This is a genomic window from Dyella sp. RRB7 (genome assembly GCF_022761115.1).
Lineage (GTDB): Bacteria > Pseudomonadota > Gammaproteobacteria > Xanthomonadales > Rhodanobacteraceae > Dyella.
In genome coordinates this window covers 139931-157403 of the sequence record NZ_JAKWJS010000007.1, presented here as the reverse complement: position 1 = coordinate 157403, position 17473 = coordinate 139931, and the positions used below count along the sequence as shown (strand labels likewise).

At 62.5% G+C, this 17473-nt stretch carries 15 protein-coding genes and 2 pseudogenes; 8 read left to right on the top strand and 9 right to left on the bottom strand.

Going from position 1 to position 17473, the window contains the following annotated elements; translation table 11 throughout:
* Window positions 1-52: 52 nt before the first annotated feature.
* The 6 genes and pseudogenes from MJ606_RS15790 to MJ606_RS15765 form a co-directional block, all read right to left on the bottom strand.
* The gene (locus tag MJ606_RS15790) at window positions 53-1321 is read right to left on the bottom strand and encodes a sterol desaturase family protein (protein ID WP_243050502.1); all 1269 of its coding nucleotides are present in this window, start codon (window positions 1319-1321) and stop codon (window positions 53-55) included.
* Window positions 1318-2037 carry a lysoplasmalogenase gene (locus MJ606_RS15785; RefSeq protein ID WP_243050501.1) on the bottom strand — a complete coding sequence of 240 codons (720 nt, stop codon included), beginning with the start codon at window positions 2035-2037 and terminating at the stop codon, window positions 1318-1320. The genes MJ606_RS15790 and MJ606_RS15785 overlap by 4 nt, the downstream gene beginning before the upstream one ends.
* A 191-nt stretch (window positions 2038-2228) precedes the next feature.
* Window positions 2229-4532, bottom strand: coding sequence for a TonB-dependent receptor (locus MJ606_RS15780; protein WP_243050500.1), 2304 nt, complete (start codon window positions 4530-4532; stop codon window positions 2229-2231).
* Window positions 4533-4771: 239 nt separating this feature from the next.
* Window positions 4772-6100 (bottom strand): ectonucleotide pyrophosphatase/phosphodiesterase, encoded by a 1329-nt coding sequence (locus MJ606_RS15775; protein WP_243050499.1) that lies wholly within the window; start codon window positions 6098-6100, stop codon window positions 4772-4774.
* A 95-nt stretch (window positions 6101-6195) separates the two neighbouring features.
* Window positions 6196-7254, bottom strand: coding sequence for a glycerophosphodiester phosphodiesterase (locus MJ606_RS15770; protein WP_243050585.1), 1059 nt, complete (start codon window positions 7252-7254; stop codon window positions 6196-6198).
* A gap of 190 nt (window positions 7255-7444) precedes the next feature.
* Window positions 7445-7948, bottom strand: a pseudogene (locus MJ606_RS15765) (TonB-dependent receptor); the annotation flags it as partial.
* Between the two features lie 128 nt (window positions 7949-8076).
* Between MJ606_RS15765 and MJ606_RS18420 the strand changes: the two are divergent.
* Together MJ606_RS18420 and MJ606_RS15755 are read left to right on the top strand one after the other, a co-directional pair.
* Window positions 8077-8766, top strand: a complete 690-nt coding sequence (locus MJ606_RS18420) for a 3D domain-containing protein (protein WP_243050498.1) — start codon at window positions 8077-8079, stop codon at window positions 8764-8766.
* A 3-nt stretch (window positions 8767-8769) separates the two neighbouring features.
* Window positions 8770-9207: a hypothetical protein gene (locus MJ606_RS15755; protein ID WP_243050497.1), complete on the top strand. Its 438-nt coding sequence runs from the start codon at window positions 8770-8772 to the stop codon at window positions 9205-9207.
* A gap of 79 nt (window positions 9208-9286) precedes the next feature.
* On the opposite strand, the pseudogene MJ606_RS15750 reads toward MJ606_RS15755, so the two are convergent.
* Window positions 9287-11119 (bottom strand): annotated as a pseudogene (locus MJ606_RS15750) (TonB-dependent receptor); the annotation flags it as partial.
* 312 nt (window positions 11120-11431) lie between these two features.
* Between MJ606_RS15750 and MJ606_RS15745 the strand changes: the two are divergent.
* On the top strand, window positions 11432-12748 hold the full coding sequence (locus MJ606_RS15745; RefSeq protein WP_243050496.1) for a hypothetical protein: 1317 nt from the start codon (window positions 11432-11434) through the stop codon (window positions 12746-12748).
* Between the two features lie 85 nt (window positions 12749-12833).
* On the opposite strand, the gene MJ606_RS15740 is transcribed toward MJ606_RS15745, so the two are convergent.
* Window positions 12834-13286, bottom strand: a complete 453-nt coding sequence (locus MJ606_RS15740) for a MarR family transcriptional regulator (RefSeq protein ID WP_243050495.1) — start codon at window positions 13284-13286, stop codon at window positions 12834-12836.
* 81 nt (window positions 13287-13367) lie between these two features.
* On the opposite strand from MJ606_RS15740, the gene MJ606_RS15735 reads away from it, so the two are divergent.
* Complete coding sequence (locus MJ606_RS15735) at window positions 13368-13940, top strand: NADPH-dependent FMN reductase (protein WP_243050494.1); 573 nt, start codon at window positions 13368-13370, stop codon at window positions 13938-13940.
* A gap of 77 nt (window positions 13941-14017) precedes the next feature.
* Here the strand turns inward: MJ606_RS15735 and MJ606_RS15730 are convergent, their stop codons facing one another.
* Entirely contained in the window at window positions 14018-14506 is a 489-nt protein-coding gene (locus MJ606_RS15730; RefSeq protein ID WP_243050493.1) for a hypothetical protein, read from the bottom strand.
* A gap of 367 nt (window positions 14507-14873) precedes the next feature.
* Between MJ606_RS15730 and MJ606_RS15725 the strand changes: the two genes are divergently transcribed.
* The 4 genes from MJ606_RS15725 to MJ606_RS15715 are packed head-to-tail and all read left to right on the top strand — an operon-like array spanning window position 14874 to window position 17397.
* Window positions 14874-15032, top strand: coding sequence for a hypothetical protein (locus tag MJ606_RS15725; protein ID WP_243050492.1), 159 nt, complete (start codon window positions 14874-14876; stop codon window positions 15030-15032).
* Window positions 15029-15151: a hypothetical protein gene (locus tag MJ606_RS18340; RefSeq protein ID WP_279236922.1), complete on the top strand. Its 123-nt coding sequence runs from the start codon at window positions 15029-15031 to the stop codon at window positions 15149-15151. Before MJ606_RS15725 ends, MJ606_RS18340 begins: the two co-directional genes overlap by 4 nt.
* Before the next feature lie 57 nt (window positions 15152-15208).
* The gene (locus tag MJ606_RS15720) at window positions 15209-16429 is read left to right on the top strand and encodes a TonB-dependent receptor (protein ID WP_243050491.1); all 1221 of its coding nucleotides are present in this window, start codon (window positions 15209-15211) and stop codon (window positions 16427-16429) included.
* On the top strand, window positions 16327-17397 hold the full coding sequence (locus MJ606_RS15715; protein ID WP_243050490.1) for an LLM class flavin-dependent oxidoreductase: 1071 nt from the start codon (window positions 16327-16329) through the stop codon (window positions 17395-17397). The genes MJ606_RS15720 and MJ606_RS15715 overlap by 103 nt, the downstream gene beginning before the upstream one ends.
* Window positions 17398-17473 lie beyond the last annotated feature (76 nt).

Here is a 17473-nt window from a genome sequence, read left to right as displayed (position 1 = left end):
CCGCGATCATAGCGAATGCATCCGCCGCTGCCATGCTGCAGCTGCGCGGCCCCTAGCCGGGGATGGCTTTGCCGTTGCCCGCCTCACTGTGCGCGGAGAGGGCCAGCCAGCCCAGCACTAGCGCGCTCACCACCGCTATCGCCAGGAACAGGCCGATCACGACGATGTCCAGGTGCGCCACGCCGAACCAGCCGCCGCTCAGCAACGGGATGGCGGCGGTCACCAGCAGTCGCGCCAGTTCGAGGGCGAAGCCGCTACGGCGGCCTTCGGTTAGCGCACCGAGTACGGTGAGGCTAAGCACCAGGAATACGGCGTAGCCGACCAGCGAAAGGGCCGGCAGGTGCTTGGCCAGATCCAGGAAATGCACACCCATCGCCAGCAACAGGGCGAACTGCACCAGGCTGTAGGCGGTGAGTCCACGCGAAAGCGTGGGCAGGAAACGTTCGCGGCGGATGTCGAACTCGGGCTTGGGGAAGCGTGCCGCCACATCGGCCGGCCGCCAGCCGGGCGGCTTCACCCAGATCAGCAGCTTGTCGCGCCAGCGCCGCGCATGCCAGGCGTCCTTGAGCGTGGCCCAGTACACCTCGGCATTGGCCCATAGCGGATTCCAGCTGCGCAACGGCGAGCGCGTGCCGAACACCGGCGGATCGCTGTCGTCCTCCTCGATGAAGGTGCCGAACAGGCGATCCCACAGGATGAGGATGCCGCCGTAGTTGCGGTCCAGGTACTTGTCGTTCACCGCGTGATGCGCGCGATGGTTGGACGGCGAGCAGAACACACGGTCGAACCAGCCCAGCCGGCCGACCAGTTCGGTGTGCACCCAGAACTGGTACAGCAGGTCGATCAACGCCACCACCACGAACACTTCCAGCGGATAGCCCAGGATGGCCATCGGCAGGTAGAACAGCCAGCCCAGCAGCACGCCGCTGCCGGTCTGGCGCAGCGCGGTGGTGAGGTTGTAGTCCTCGCTCTGGTGATGCACCACGTGCGCGGCCCACAGCACATTTACTTCATGCCCGCAGCGATGCAGCCAGTAGTAGCAGAAGTCGTAGACCAGCAGCGCACTGACCCACACCCACACGCTGCTGGTCGGCAGCGAGAACAGGGCGAAATGCTGCACGCACCAGGCGTAGATGCCCAGGGTAAGCAGCTTGCTGAATACCGCCACGATCTGCGAGATCACGCCCAGCGCGAGGCTGTTGATGGCATCGCTGCTGTGATACACGGCGCGCCCGCGCAGCTTGGCCACCAGCAGTTCCAGTGCGATCAGCACGAAGAACACCGGCGTCGCCCAGGTAATGATGATTTCCTGCATGTTCACGTGTGTTTTTCCGCCCGTTGGACCGAACGCGCCAGGCACCACAGCGCCGCATAGTAGGTTGCCAGTATCCACAGCGCCGACAGCGGAATGGCAACGTGGAACCGGTTCCAGGCCAACAGTGTATCGCTGAGCATGAACAACAGCGCACCTGCCGCCGCCCATTGCGCAGGGCCGGCCAGCTCGTCGCGTGCATGCCACCAGGCGCGGGCCGTCGCCTGCCCGCCCATGGTCGCCAGCACCGCCACATAGACCACCACCGGCACATGCAGCGCCACCGGCAGCGAGGGCCATAGCGCCCACAGGTTCAAGCCGCCATAGGCCAGGCAAGCCAGCAGCGCCAGCGGACGCGCCGCGAAGCGGGTGTCGTCCAGCAGCGCCCGTATGAAACAGGCGTGCCCGAACAGGAACGCCACCAGGCCAGGCACAAACGCGTCCATGGGCAGCATCAGGAAGATGTCGCCGGCCAGCGAGAAAAGCATGCCGATGGCGATCCAGCGCCGGTAGCGTGTGGATATCGCCGGCTCGCTGCGCCAGGCCACGCACAGGATCAGCACCGTGGCCAGCGGCTTGCAGACCCAGTGCAGCCCATGCCAGCCATCGATGGCCTGTGGGGCTCCCAACGCGGAGCCAAGGATGGCGCCGAGCGCCGCCAGGGCGATGGCGAGATCCCCAAGGCGAAGCGATCGTCGTTCGACGATGGTGTTTGAAACAGGCATGGCTGGACGTCCCCTGTCGTGCGAAGCGGAGTCCATCTTAGAGCCAGTTCCGGGCGGGCTGTTCGGGAGTGAATGCATGCGACGCACAAAAAAACCCTCCCCATGACGGGGAGGGCCAAAAAGGGTGAGGCGCATTGGCGGGGTAGCACCCCTCCCAGCCTCCCCCGTGAACCGGGAGAGGCGCGGAGCGATCAGAGCTTCACGTTGATGTTGAAGAACACCTGGCGCGGCGCACCGGCCATCAGCGTCTGGTTGTAACCGTTCGGATCGGACACGACGTAGCCATTGGTGCCGGTGGTGGAGAAGTAGCGCTTGTTGAACAGGTTGGTGACATTGAGGCCCAGGCTCACGTCCTTCAGCAACGAGACCTTGCCCAGGTCGTAGTTCACGCCGGCATTGAACAGCCAGTAGCTGGGCACCTGCGAGTCGTTGAGATAGGTGATGTAGCGGCGGCCGGTGTACTTGCCGTCCAGCGTGGCGCTCCACGGACCGAAGGTGTAGTTCAGGTCGCTGCTGAACATCCAGGTGGGAATACCCACCACGTACTTGCCCGCGGTGTCGACGATGCCGCCGTCCACATAGTTGTCCGCGTACTTGGAGTTGTCGTAGGACAGCGAGTTGAGCCAGCGCAGGTGATCGATCGGGCGCCAGATGAAGGCCAGGTCCACGCCCTTGCTCTTGACCGAGCCGACGTTGTTGAGGATCGAGGCGCAGGTCAGCACCGCCGCGCACGGCGTCACCTGCAACAGGCGATTGGTGAAGTGCGTGTAATAGGCATCGGCCGACGCTTCGAAGGTTTCGCCATGCACGCGATAACCCAGCTCCAAGGTCTGCGACTCTTCCGGCTTCAGCGAGCTCTTGCTGTCGTCGAACGACTGCTGCGCCTGCGCGAACGGCAGGAACCCATAGGCGTTGAGGTTCTTGCTGTAGTTGGCATAGACCTCCTGGTAGGCGTCGATCTTGTAGTTGGCGCCGACCTGCGGCAGGAAGCCGTCGCTGGCACGCACGCGGCCCTGGGCGAAGGCCGTGGTGGGCACCAGCGAAGCGGACGTATCGGTGACGCCCAGCGCCTTGGCGCCGAAGTTCAGCGTGAAGCGGTCATCCAGCAGATGGATGGTGTCCTGCGCATACGCCATGCTCGTCTTGGTGACGTAATGCTGGAAGAAGCCGCGCAGGAACGGCTCTTCATTCTCGTAGAAGTTGCTCAGGTAGTCGTACGCGCCATTCAGATAGAAATAGTTGCGCTCGATGTTGGTCTTGGCGTTTTCGGCCCAGAAGCCCACGTCGATATCGTTGTTGCCCACGGTGACATTGAACGAGCCGGTTCCGCCGTAGCGATCCAGGCCGTAGTCGGTGGTGCGCATCGACAGCGGCACGTCCGGCGACGACGCCTGGTACGGCGTGGTCCACTGACCTTCGCCGCGGTCGTCGTGGTAATAGGTGCCCAGATTGAGCGTGGCGTTGTTGGTGATGTTGAACTGGCCGTTCAGGCCGACCAGGTTGTCCTTGCGGATACCGCCGCCCGCATAGTAAGACGCGTCGCCCAGGTCATAGCCCTTCGGCAGCGCGGACAGCGAGGCCGGATAGCTGCCCTTGCCGTAGATGGCGTTGGCGATCTGCACCGCCTCGCCCCAGTTCGGCTGCAGGTAGTCCCAGTTCCAGCCCAGCGCCTTCTGGCTGGCCAGGGACAGGTCCATGTAGTCGTATTCCTTGCGACGCGAACCATCGTAGAACAGGCTGATGCGGCCGCCATCCCACTGGAATACCGACTTCAGGTTGATCTGGTCGGACCTCTGGTCGCCATAACCCTTCCACTTGTCGGTGTCGGCATGGTCGTAGGACAGGTAGCTGGACCAGCCGTGGTAATCACCCGAGTCCAGGCGCACAAAGGTACGGTAGGTGGAATCGGAACCGATCACCTGGTTGATGCGTGCGCCGGCCACGGTGTCCGGATCGGCGGAATAGAACTGGATGGTGCCGCCCAGGTTGGTGTTCGACGCCGTGCCCAGCGCGCCGGCGCCCTGCGCCAGCTCCACCGAGCTGATGTTGTCGCTGCTGATCGCACGCGTGATCTGCAGGCCGGTGGTGGTCGCATACGACATGTTGCCCAGCGGGATGCCGTCCAGCGTGAAGCCGAGGCGGCTCTGGTCGAAGCCATGCAAGGTGATCTGCGTGGACCACTCGTAGGCGCCCCACGGATCGGCGGACTGGAAGTTCACGCCCGGCAGTTCATTGAGCACCTTCAGCGCACTGGTGCCCGGCGCCTGCGTCTTGATGTCCTCGGCAGTCACCGTCTGCACCTGGCGCGTTTCGCCGGTGGCCACCACCGACACGGCTTCCATGGTCTTGGCCTTGTCGCGGCTATTGTTGGCCGAAGCATCGGTGGCGGGCGCCGGGGTGACGTCGTCGGCCGGGGCGGCATGGAGAACACCGCCATAGAGAACAGCCACGGTGGCCAGCGCGATCGCGGTCCTGCGAAGAGAATGCATGGGCATGACAAATCCTCACGCGCGGATTCGCCATGAATCCGCACGACTCAAGTGAAAACAAAGAGGGAGTAAATACCGCCCGAGCCACTCGGTCGGTAGAAGAACAGCGTGACGCCGAAGTGTGAATTCAAAGTTACATACGTATTTAAAACACTTTCGAATGTGCGCCGGTAAACGGACGTCCAGGCAGAAACAACAGGGCGCACTCCCTGGGGAACGCACCCTTTGCGTGATCAACCAGGTGCTTAGGGCAGCAAAGCCTTGCCCTGCGCTTGCGGCAGGCTGACATTCAACAGATGGGCGATCGTCGGCGCGATATCGCGCATGTCGATGTCACCCAGGTCCTTGCCCGCCGGCACGCCCTTGCCTTCGATCAGGAAGGTGGAGCGCATCTGCGGCAACGCCGGATCGTAGCCGTGCATGCCACGGTAGTGGCCCGGCGACGGCATCGGCGTATCGGGCTTGATGGCCATTTCATAGCCCGGCTTGAACAGCACGAACCAGGTCGCCTGGTCGGTGCCGCCGCCATGCTGGATCTGCGCCTTGTCCAACACCTTGTCGAAGCCGAAGGCCGGGTCCTTCTGCAGCTGCGCCAGCAGCGCGCCCACCTTGGCGCGCAATGCCGCGTCATTGGCGTCGCGCAACACGATGGCCGCGCTGCCGCCGTCGTTCCACGGCATCGCCTGCCAGTCGCTCACCTCGCCGTCCTTGAGCGTGATCAGGCCGGCGCGGATGAATGGCGCATAGAGATTCACATCCTGCTGCACCGGAGCAAAGCCGTGATCGGATACCACCGCGATGACGCCATCCGGATGCACGCGGCGCGCCGCGCTCACCAGCTCGCCCACCAGCACGTCGATCTGCTCCAGCACCGCGCGCGACTGCGGCGTATCCGGCCCGCTGGCATGCTGCTCGTGATCGAGCGCGGTGAGGTAGGCGGTCATGAAGTCGGGCTTGTGCGTTTCCAGCAGCGCGACGCCGAAGCGTGCCCGCGTCTGGTCGCCCGCGATGCTTTCGTCGATGCCATCGGCGTACGGCCCCAACTGCTGTTCCAGCGCCGGCAACAGGCCCGGCGTGGCGAGCGCCGCCAGCAGCTTGCGGTCATCGGGCGTGCCGGCGCGCCAGATCTGCGGCAGGTTCCAGTCCACCGTCGCGCCCACGCTCACCGGCCAGTGCACATTCGCCGTGCGCAGGCCCGCCGCGTGCGCCGCATCCCACAGCGTGGGTACCTTGATGTCGCTGGCGTACCAGTCCCAACCCTGCGCGTTCTTATTGTAGGGGTCGAACGTGAGGTTGCCGGCAATGCCGTGGCGATCCGGCGAGACACCGGTGATCAGCGTGGTATGGCTGGGATAAGTGAGCGTGGGCAGCACGCCGCGCACGGTGTCGGCATAGGCGCCCTGCTGCATGAAAGCCTGCAGGTTGGGCAGCTTCAGGCCACGCTGTTGCGCCTGCAGCACATCGGCAGGACGCAAGCCGTCGATGGAGATGAGCAGGACGGGCGAGGCCGCCACCGGTGCGGCAAGGCCAAGGGCTAGCAGGCTGGCAAGGAGACGGCGAACATCGCGGCGCATAGAGAGCTCATGGAGTGTGGTGGCCGGCGCAAAGGCCGGCGTTGCTTCAACGTCACCCCAGCCGAGGCCGGGATGACGGTCGTGGATGGCACACGTCAGCGCGCGTCGAGCGCCTTGCGCCCGATGGCCGGGTCATCGGTAAAGAACGCATCGATGCCCGCATCGAGATAAGCGCGGATCTCGGCGATCGAGCCGGCCTCATTGAAGGTCTTCGGGTCGCTGCCCTGCCAGAAGTTCTTGGCCTGGAAGAAGTTCTCCGGGCGGAACGTATACGGGTGCAGCTCCAGCCTCGCCGCATGGGCGTCATGCACCAGCGGCGTCGGCTTGCCCAGCGTGCCGTCGGCGGCAAGCGGGATGATCGCGCGGATGTTCGGCCCGATGGCGTCGGCGTAGGTGGCGATCTCGCGCAGCCCCGCCGGCGTCATCATGTCGCCGTAACTGAGCTTGCCCCCCGCGGCGACCACGTCATACGGATGCTCGCCGGCATCGTCGATCAGCTGCAACAGGCGGATGTTGGGGTGATTCTTGCCGAGCTTGCCGTGCAGGTAACGCAGGTTGGCGATCTCGAACGACTGGATTTCCACCGGCGCGGTACGCGTATAGGCATGCGCCGCGAGCATGGCCAGCACGCGGTCTTCCATCGGCAGGCCCGCCTTCTGGAAATAGGTGCCATGCTTGATCTCGGGAATGATGCCGATCACGCGGCCGCGCGTGGCCGATTCGGCCGCGACGAAATCGATGATCTCGTCCAACGTGGGTATCTGGAACTGGCCGTCATAGGCCGTGCTGCGCAGCTGCGGCAGGCGCTCGCGCGCGCGCAGGGTCTTGAGTTCGTCCAGCGTGAAATCTTCGGTGAACCAGCCGGTGACGGCATGGCCGTCGACCGTCTTGGTGGTCTTGCGCGAGGCGAATTCCGGATGCGCGGCAACGTCGGTGGTGCCGCTGATCTCGTTCTCATGGCGTGCCACGGGCACGCCGTCGCGCGTCATCACCAGATCCGGCTCGATGAAATCCGCACCATCGGCGATCGCCTGGCCGTAGGAGGCCAGCGTGTGCTCGGGACGCAGCGCACTGGCGCCACGGTGGCCGATGACCAGCACCTTGGCGGCGATCGGCGCTTCGTTGGCCTGGCCGTCGGTGACCATGAACAGCATGCCTGCGGTAAGTGCGAGCGCCCAGCTTAAACGAATCATGGCAAGCCCCTGTGATTCCTTACGTTGTGCCCGATGGGCGCAAGTGATCCGCCCATCGTGACGCATTCGCATGTCCGTTCTTTGACATCCGTGTGTCCAAAACGTCCCACCCTTTCCAGGTCCCCGCTCCCGTGGGGAGCGGGGACCACCATTAGAACTTCACGTCCAGCGTCAGGAAGCTCTGCCGGGGCGCACTGGCATGGAAGGCCAGCGCACGGCCATTCGGATCGCTGTTGGTGAACGCCGTGAGGTTGGAGGCGTAGCGCTTGTCCGTCAGGTTGGTGATATTCAACGACAGCCGCACATCCTGCAGCCCCGCCAGCGCGCCGAAGTCATAACCGGCGCCCAGATCGAACGCGGTGTAGCCGCCAAAGCCCTGGTCATTGGTGTAGGTGTAGTAGCGCGTGCCGGTGTACTTGCCACGCAGGCCGATGTTCCAGCGCCCATGGGTCCAGCTGATTTCGCTGGCGAACAGCTTGTTGGGCGTATCCACCGTGATCTTGCCCCTGGTGGGCACCGTCACGCCGTTCTGCTGGTAGTTGTTGTCGTAGGTGGAGCGGTTGAACGACGCCGAGTTGTACCACTCGAAGTGGGCGAACGGCTTCCAGATGAAGGTGAACTCCGCACCATGGCTGCTCACCGAGCCCACGTTGTAATGGTGATAATTTACCGATAATTCCGAAATCATCCAGTGTGCAGGGTGGGAATATTCTGTATTATTTGGAAATTAAGATATCGCTCACGCAAGTCTCTGGGGGGCACTCAGTTTCTGGGAAGGCGGTTGTGATAAAAAGCAATCGGAGTCGTGATGTTATCAGCCCGAGCGCCATATCAAGTGGTGCGGACGGGACAGCATTGATTACACTTGAAAGTAGAAATTCTGGTGATCTCCAACTCTCAGTTGAGAGTTCGGATATTACTGCTGAGCCTCTCTCTATTAATTTGAAGGATGCTTGGTACGAAAGTACTTTTTTAATTACTGGATATAACGTTTGCGACGAGACAGATTTTGGCGGGCAGATGACGGCGGCAAATGGGTTGGGGGACCAGCATCGTTATGATTTTCTTTATAGCGCCTCGGGAGTCATCATGCAAGGGACGGGGAAGGCATTGAATGGTCGTTATGTGCGATATGTGAGTATGACGACTACATGGCATTTGAATGAGCATACTCATCATCGCGATCATATTCAGGACCCGACGCATGTAACTTTTGCGTATACAGATAGTGTCCAAGGTTCCTTTGGCCCAGTTTCGGAGAACCACTCGATAGCGGTAGATAGGAATGTAATTCCACCTCATGCGCACGTTAGTATTGGCGGTGTGGGGGCCAGGTATGCAGACGATAGAGGTAGCGCAATTGTTGGAAATCATATCGATAACTTCTTAGGGTCTGGAGCCGCAGTGGTTCAGGCATGGCTGCATGGGGGAGTGAACGGAAAGCAGCAACGTGTGAAGTACATTGGGGGTTAAGTTATGAAAATTATGAAGATGGCTTTCGTCGGATTTATTTTATCACTTACCTGTGCGGGCAATTGTTTTGCCGATGGTACGGTGGATTTTCAGAAGCAAGTTCTTCCAATTATTAACCAGCGTCCGTTTTTTTCTGAATTTTTGCTCAAGACTTTCGAATTTGATAATAGTGCGATTGGTGTAACGATCGGCTCCAATGTAAGTGAGAAGTTGGGGTTGGAGCGAATTGGACCTTATCGCGTGTGCGCAAGGCTTCGAGGTAGTGACCAAAGTAAATCTTGCGGGATGCAGATTGTGATAGACACTGACCCACATTTTTTTGATAAAAGCGGAAAGGAAATCGATGGGCCGGAGGGGGCGCAATCTGTAAAGGAGGATTTCTTCGCGATTGAGGTAAATCCTCCGCCGAATATGGATGATCTAGGGGGTAAGCATGATTGATTTAATTCGACTCGGCGACAGCACTGATCACGGGGGCGAGGTCGTCACGGCGTCAAAATGGATGAAGTTTCGGGGGATACCAGAAGCGCGTGGTGCAGGCCAGCGAGGTGCCCTGCTGGATGCTCGGGCACGGGTTGAGCGAGAGCAGGCGATGGTCGAACTTGACGTCATACAGCGCCGCCGAGGCTTCGAACTGGCGCCGCACCACACGGTAACCGCCCTCGATGATGCGCGACTGCTCCGGCTTGAGCTGGCCCTGCGTGGCGTCAAAGGCCGACTGCGTCACCAATAGCGGACCGCTGGCGCCGCCGCCCTGGAAGGCCGCGATGTTCTTGGCATAGGAGAGGAACAGCTCCTGGCCGTTGCCCAGCTAGCTGGTAGCCGATGCCGGCCTCGGGCAGCAGCGCCTTGCTGGCGCGCAGCTGGCCATTGGCCACGGGCGATTCCACCTGCACGCCCGGCACTTCGTGCGCATCCATGGTGGTATGCGGGCTCTTGATGCCGACATCGAGGCTGAGGCGGTCGTCCAGCAGCTTGAAGCTGTCCTGCAGGTAGGCCTGGCGCGTGGTGATCTCGTACTTTTAATAGAACAGCCGACGGTTTGGATCGCTCAGGTAGGTATCGTCGTTGATCGGCCCGCTGATCCAGTAGAAGTTGCGCTGCACCGAGTGGTGGTTGTCCTCGTACCACACGCCACCTTCCAGATGATGGCCGCCCAGCTCCCATGCCACCGAGGCGAGCGCACCGTCGCGGTTGATGGTGTAGTTGGTGCTGCGGATGGAGATCGGCACTTCCTGCGGCGTGCCCGGATACGACGGCTGGCCTGGCGCCCACCAGTGGCCCTGGCCGGCATTCTCATGGTGATAGACCTGCGTATGCACGGTCACCGTATCGCTCGGGTAGAAGTCACCGGCGAGGTAGTACAGGTCGTCGCGACGCAGCGCGCGGCTCTGGTAGTAGGCGTCGTCGATATTGTCCACGCCGCCGGAGAAGGCGCAGCGCGGATCGACCTTGCCGCCCTTGGCGTAGATCGGCGCGCAATAGGCGGCGGCGACGGCGCGTTGCCAGTCCGGTGCATAGAGGTTCCAGTCCCAGCCCAGCCCAGCCCGCGCGCCATGCCGCTCTTGGACAGGTAGGCGTAATCGGCCTGCGAGGTGCGCGACGTGTCGGCAAACGCCGTCAGCTTGCCACCGTCGAACTGATACACCGCCTTGCCGTTGAACTGCTTGGTGGTGGTCGGCGATGCGGGCGGCGCCCACATGTCGGCGGTGGCGCGGATGCCCGACAGGTACATCGAGAAGCCGCGGTAGTCGCCCGTGTCCAGTCGCAGGTAGGTGCGACGGTTCTGGTCGCTGCCGATGGTCTGGCCGAAGCGGCCGCCGAAGGTGGTGGACGGATCGTCCGAGTAGTACTGCACGGTGCCGCCCAGATTGCTGGTGGAGGCGGTGCCCAGGCTGCCGATGCCGGAAGCCAGTTCCACGCCGCCGAAGTTCTCGGCAATCAATGCGCGACTGATGTTGAGACCGTTGTAGTTGCCGTAGGCATTGTCGCCCAGCGGCAGGCCATCCAGCGTATAGCCCAGGCGCGTACCGTTGAAGCCGCGCAAGCTGATGGTCTGCGACTCCTCGTTGGCGCCAAAGGCGTCGTTGGACTGCATGTTGACGCCGGGGATGCGGTTGAGCAGCTTCTCGATGCTGGTACCCGGCGGTAGCACCTGGGTGTCCTTCACGGTGATGCGCTGCACCTGGCGGGTTTCGCCCTGGCCGATCACCGAGATGCTTTCGAGATTCTTTGCGGTGTCGGCCGTGCTGCCCGGCGCGGCCGCTGCGGCGCCGTTATCGGTTGCGAGTACCTCAGGGACAAACACCACCCAGGCCGCCGCGAGCGCGGCAGCGAGCACATGTTTCTTCATCGAACGGGAACTCCAGGGAAGGGGAAGCACCTGCGCATGGCAGGCCGTTTTCATGGTGAAGACGGCGTATGTAATTACGCTTACAGCCCAATGACATCGCGTAAGTTGTTGCGCTTTCCCAATGTAGGCGTTGGCCAGCCAATGACCGTCACGCCCCAGCCGCAAGCCGACACCACTCGCCCACCCGCCTTCGCTGGTCCGCTCGATGCGTGACCGTTGCAACAGCAAACGGCCGACGGAAATAGCTGCGCACCATGACGGCTTCGCCGCGCCACGTGGTATCCCACTGGCCATGCCACTGGATGGCCAGCGATGAATCGCGAATTGTCTCGACGTCTCATCAGCGGTGACATCCCTGCGTCCTGCAGTGACCGGGCCACATTCACTTGCACGACATGCGAAACAAGCGAAACTGCACGACCGTCATGGCAGGACTCGTCGGTGCGCGTCATTCACCCGGAGACAAGCGCTTTTCGCAACACACGCTGGCGTCGGCGACGATGGTCGTGCGCGATGTTGCTGGCCGCTTGTGTGGGCGCAGCACATGACGCCCGCGCACAAGATGCGGCATCGCACGCTGTCCATGTCACGCCGCAGGCCTCGGCCGACGAACCGCTAGCCATCCAGGTCAACGATGACCGGATGACGCTGGCGGTAGCCAAGGCGCCGCAGATTTATCTCTATGGCGTCATCGATGCCGAAGCGCCTCGTCGTTTCGACGCATTGATGAAATCGAGGAAGATCCCACCCGGCTCCGACGTCTACCTGAACTCGGCGGGCGGCGACATGGAGGCAGGCCTGGCCCTGGGCAGGCTCATTCGATCCGGCTCCATGGTGACCCACGTAGGTTCGCCCAGGCGTTCAGGACGCCAGGTGCTGGCTCCCAAGTCGGCCCTTTGCGTGAATGCGTGCACCTATGCCTTCGTCGGCGGGCTGTATCGATGGGCACCCGCCGGTAGCGATCGATTCGGCGTGCAGCCGCTCAACATGGCGAACCCGAACCAGCCGGTCTCCGACAGGGCGTGGCCGACCTCGGGCGACATCATGGCCTACCTGAAAGACATGGGCATCAATCCGGCGACGTTCACGCTGTCGTCCGCCGCATCGCATGGCGATGCCCTGTGGCTCAACGCCGATCAGATGCTCGCCACCGGACTGGCCAACAACGGGCGACTGCCGCCCACGGCAACGTTTCACCTGGCTTCCGGCACGCCATCCCTCACGCTCAGCCAGGTGGCCCGCGATGGCGAACATCGCATCACCCTGCTGTGCCGGCCCGACGGGCTGAGGCTGACGGCGTACTACACCATTGGCGACGAACGCGCCAAGCGCGTGGTGGCGCGCGCGGCGCGCTCGTATTTCGAGGTCGATCAGCAGCAAACGCTGCAGGACAACCGCGAAGGCGTCAGCGTCACCGATCAATCGGTGGTGATCACGCGCCCTGTTCCGCTGGCGCAGTTGAGCTACCTGCTATCGGGCCGTTCCATGGGCGCCTGGCTTGCCGACCGCGGTGGCGCCGTACGTTACGGCTTCACCATCTTCCTCGATTCCCTGAGAAGCAATCTCAAGGACTACGGTGCCAATTGCGCCCAGATGGCCAAGCTTCCCACCGAGCAAAAAGCCCGATAGCGAGCGAAACGGGCACGCCTGGTAGCCAGGCATGTTCATCGCGATGGGAGGCGTCACGCGGCCTCGTGCCCTCCATGCAGCCATTTCACGCGTCGCTATTCCCGGTGCGTTGCTTTTCCTTCATGGCATCGGCGAGTCGCTGCAGCAGTTCGGGGAAAAGTCGCAGCTCGGACTCCGTCCAATCCTGGAGCAGCTGTCCCAGCAGTTTTCGCCGCGCCCTGGCGATGGCGTTTACCGCGGCCAAACCGGCCTTGGTGATGGCCGCCTCGCGCACGCGCATATCGTCCTTCGCGGTTGGTCGCTTGACCAACCCGAGCGACTCGAGCCTGGCCAGTTGGCGACTCACGGTCGAGGGATCCCGGCCCACCTGGCCGGCAAGTTCAGTCACGCTCGTGGTGCCCATCGCATTGAGGCGCACCAGCAAGGGGAAAAGGGCGCGATCCAAAGCTACGCCCGCCTCCCCCAGCAAGACCTCGTCCTGGCGCGGGCTATTGAGGCATCCCGTAAGGTCGATCAGCGCCGACGCGATATCGTCCAATATACGTGTACTATACATGCTTTACTTCGCTCCGCGATCCTCGCATGATGCATGTATCATACATGCGAATTGGGCGACGGGATGAAACGGAAGAAGACGGTCCAGCTCATCATGGGCAGCACGAGGGCTGGAAGGATCTGCCCCCTAGTCACGGAATGGATCGCCACCATCGGGCGAAACCATACCGACTTCGCCTATGAGATCGTCGACCTAGCGGACTGGCCGCTGCCCATGGACGACGAGCCGGGCATTCCTGCCCTGGGGCATTACAGCCAGCCGCACACGCGGGCCTGGAGCGAAAAGGTAAAGCTGTCGGACGCCGTGATCTTCGTTACGCCCCAATACAACTGGGGCTATCCGGCGGTCCTCAAGAACGCTATCGACCACCTCTATGCGGAGTGGCGCGACAAGCCCACCGTCATCGTGACCTACGGCGGTCATGGCGGCGGCAAGTGCGCGGAACAACTCCGGCAGGTAGCAGGCGCCGTGAAGATGCGTGTCGTTGAGACGATGCCCGGTATCAGGCTACCCGAGGCGGTGATTCGCCAGGGCGCGCCATTCGACCCCCATACCGACTTCGCCGAGCATGTGGCATCGATCCAGGACGCACTGAACGAAATGGCCGGGCACGTAAACGCAGCGAACGCCCACTGACACTATCGGTCGCATGAGCACGGGTGCCCTGGTCCATGGCGTCGCCCCGCCACCGCTCGGTGCGGTGATCGCTTGCCTCAGGCGACAGCGCGTGTCCTGAAAGATCGAGCCGCGCGCACGGCGATCACCACGAAAGCCACCAGCACGACAAGCTGCGTTGCGCCAAACAGCCCCTGCTTGATGTTGGGCGCCAACCCGCTCAAGGCGGGCACCTTGGCAAACAGCTGTGCGACCAGGACAAAGACCAGGAAATACTCGCTGACGACGATGGCAACGGCATATGGGATTGCCCGGCCGGCGGAACGCGCCATGGCGCGGCGCGCGACAAAAGCCCAGACCAGCACGAGCGTCGCCACGATGCCCACGCCGATGGCCGGCGTGAATCCGTGGAACGGAAACATAAAACCCGTCACGCTCGTGATGACTGCCGTGACCAGAAACGTTGTAGTCGCCGGCGACTGGACGCGGCCGGCGGCCAAGTCACGAATGGCAAATATCCCGGCCAGGATCGCCAGCAAACTGATCACGGTGTGGAACGCTGTGAACAAACCCAATGCGGAATTCATGACGCGCTCCGAGGCAACGATTCACCCAACGATCTCATACGGTGGCATGGCTTTCGCGTAGACGGCCAGCGCCTCGCAATATGGACTTCGGAACGAGGCCGGTTCAATACACCATTGGGTAATTTTCGGCGCCAGCCCGACCTGGAATGGGAACTGTCGCGAAGCTGTTACAGGCTGATCGGCAACTGCGTTCGCGCGGCCACGTCTCCCGGCGTTCACCCCGATACTGCGTTTCTCAGGGATGAATACCCTGCATGGATCAGAGAAAACCGATCCACCTTCCACTCAACCCCATGGTGATCCACAACAGGAAGGCGAGCAGCGCTTGTGCCCGTTGCGCAGTGGATGATTTAGGACATATCACGGTATGCCACAGCTCGGCACCGCCACCACCGCCAGCGAGGGCGTGGTGGTCAATGACGAGCTGGCGTTCACTCCGGCCTATCGACCCGGACAGTTGCTGGAGACGGTGCCGGGCCTGACCGTGACATCTCATAGCGGCGGGGCAAGGCCAACCAGTACATGATGCGCGGCTACAAGCTCGATCACGGCACGGATCTGGCAGTCTTCGTCGATGCAATGCCCGTCAACGAGCCTACGCATACCCACGGCCAAGGCTACGCGGATGTCGGCGATGTCGGCTGAAGAGCGCGCGTTCGCAGCAGGCTCCGTGCGGCAGCAAGCAGCGAACTGCTGGGTGCCGTGGAAACGCAGCATTATGACGGGCCGTGGAACTCGCCCGACGACCAGCGCAAGGCCAATGCCGTGCTGCGTTACAGCCAGGGCAACAGGGAGAACGGATTTTCGGTCACGGCGATGTTCTGCCACGGGTGGTGGAACAGCACGACGGACCAACCCCAGCGCGCCGGCCTGTCCAGCCAATACCACGCCACCCTTGGCGGCGGCCTGCTCACCGTCAGTAGTTATGTAATCAGCAATCGGCTGGCCTTGTGGAACCATTTCACGCACGACCGGTTCGATCCGATCCATGGCGACCAGGAAGAGCAGCGCGAAAAGCGCACTACCGCCGGGCTCGATGCGGGCTACCTGCACACCATTGAATTTTCCGGCATCAGCTCGGATGTGCTGGCAGGTGCGCACTGGCGCAACGACAGCAACGACGTGCTGCGCAGACCCACCGAGGATCGCGAGCCGCTCACGCCGGGACAACTGGCGGAAGTCGACTATCCGGGTACCTTTTCCGAAAAGGACCGGGTTCACTTGAGCAGCATGGCGGCCTGCTTCCAGGCTACGACTTATTGGGCGCCTTGGTTTCGCTCGGTGCTTGGCATCCGCGAGGATGTCTTGCACGATACCGACACCGGCGCCTACTACGGCAGCGCCCATAGCCACCTCGCGGAGCCGAAAGTCAGCCTGATCGCCACGCCGTATGACGACGGCACCGGCCATGTCGGCACCTACTTGCCCAACGCTCCGTTCGCTGCCGGATCCCTAAGCATCTACGTGAAGTGCCTGGGTCACTGGGACGGCGGACTCGAGTACCGGCATGTGGATAGCCATCCCCTATCATCGGACGATCAGATCCAGGGGCATGGTTACGGCGAGTGGAACGGCGACATTCACTATAGCTTTCAGGATGGCTGGAAAATCGGCCTCGGCCTGTACAACGTTCTCAATGTACGCGCCAATGCGGCCGGGTTCTGGTATGTGGATCGCCTGCCCGGCGAACCCGTAGCGGGCGTGGCGGGGTGCACATCCATCCGCTGGAGCCGCTTTCTTTTCGCTTTACCGTGGAGAAGACGTTCTAAGCACCACGCAAGAAAAGCCGACGCACCCTATAGAGGACCGCACTCCATCCCATGGCCAACCACGCAGAATTTTTCTGGTACATCCCCAATCAGATCGACCCGGGTCACCGTGGCGATGCCGCTGTCGAAAGCCACAACAGCCTGGAGACACTGACCCGTCACGTGCTGGCACTGGAGCAGCACGGCTGGAAGGGGGCCCTGATCGGCGCCGGCTGGGGACGGCCCGATACGTTCACCGTCGCGTCCGCACTGGCGGCACGGACCACGCGATTCGAGCCGCTCATCGCGATCCGCCCCGGCTATTGGCGACCGGCGAACTTCGCTTCCGCCGCGGCCACGCTGGACCACCTGACCGACGGCCGGGTACGCATCAATATCGTGTCAGGCCAGGATAACCTCGGCGCTTATGGCGATAGCGAAGGCGATCAGGCACATCGCTATGCCCGCACCAAGGAGTTCATGCGCCTGGTGCGCAGGCTATGGCTCGAGGAGCGTGTGACCCATCAGGGCGAGCACTTCCAGGTCAGCGAGTCCACGGTGCAGCCGCGCATCCATATTCGCGATGGGCGCCCGCATCCCAAACTGTATTTTGGCGGCGCGTCGGAAGCCGCCGAGCGCGTGGCCGCCACCGAAGCCGACGTGCAGCTGTTCTGGGGCGAAACGCTTGATGGCGTGGGCGAGCGCATCGATCGGCTAAAGACGCTGAGCCAGTCGCTGGATCGCGACCTGCCGCCGCTGGAATTCGGTCTGCGCATAACCACGCTGGTGCGTGACACCACCGACCAGGCCTGGGCCGATGCGCAGGCCAAGGTTGCCGAGATGGCCAAGGCCCAAGGGGCCGGCTGGCAGGATCATCACGGGCCGGTGGCGGTCGGTCAACAACGCCTGCTCGATCTGCACGCGCGCGGCGAAGTGCTCGACGACAACCTCTACACGGCGCCGGGCAAGTATGGCGGCGGCGGTGCCAGCACGACCTGGCTGGTGGGATCCGCGCAGGAGGTGGCCCGTTCGTTGCGCAAGTACCAGGCGCTGGGCATTACGCACTTCATATTGTCCGACACGCCGTACCTGACGGAGGTCATTCGACAGGGCGACCAGTTGCTGCCGTTGTTGCGAGGCTAAGTAGCCACTACAGATTGCCGAGTCCTTGCGCCCGGCGCCACGGTGCATACAGATATGACGTCATAACCGCTTTTCA

What these genes read in the sequence shown, in the direction of transcription:
- MJ606_RS15785 (WP_243050501.1), bottom strand. Translation starts at nt 2,037, where the DNA reads ATGCCTGTTTCAAACACCATCGTCGAACGACGATCGCTTCGCCTTGGG.
- MJ606_RS15780 (WP_243050500.1), bottom strand. Translation starts at nt 4,532, where the DNA reads ATGCCCATGCATTCTCTTCGCAGGACCGCGATCGCGCTGGCCACCGTG.
- MJ606_RS15775 (WP_243050499.1), bottom strand. Translation starts at nt 6,100, where the DNA reads ATGCGCCGCGATGTTCGCCGTCTCCTTGCCAGCCTGCTAGCCCTTGGC.
- MJ606_RS15770 (WP_243050585.1), bottom strand. Translation starts at nt 7,254, where the DNA reads ATGCTGTTCATGGTCACCGACGGCCAGGCCAACGAAGCGCCGATCGCC.
- MJ606_RS15755 (WP_243050497.1), top strand. Translation starts at nt 8,770, where the DNA reads ATGAAAATTATGAAGATGGCTTTCGTCGGATTTATTTTATCACTTACC.
- MJ606_RS15745 (WP_243050496.1), top strand. Translation starts at nt 11,432, where the DNA reads ATGAATCGCGAATTGTCTCGACGTCTCATCAGCGGTGACATCCCTGCG.
- MJ606_RS15735 (WP_243050494.1), top strand. Translation starts at nt 13,368, where the DNA reads ATGAAACGGAAGAAGACGGTCCAGCTCATCATGGGCAGCACGAGGGCT.
- MJ606_RS15730 (WP_243050493.1), bottom strand. Translation starts at nt 14,506, where the DNA reads ATGAATTCCGCATTGGGTTTGTTCACAGCGTTCCACACCGTGATCAGT.
- MJ606_RS15725 (WP_243050492.1), top strand. Translation starts at nt 14,874, where the DNA reads ATGCCACAGCTCGGCACCGCCACCACCGCCAGCGAGGGCGTGGTGGTC.
- MJ606_RS18340 (WP_279236922.1), top strand. Translation starts at nt 15,029, where the DNA reads ATGATGCGCGGCTACAAGCTCGATCACGGCACGGATCTGGCAGTCTTC.
- MJ606_RS15715 (WP_243050490.1), top strand. Translation starts at nt 16,327, where the DNA reads ATGGCCAACCACGCAGAATTTTTCTGGTACATCCCCAATCAGATCGAC.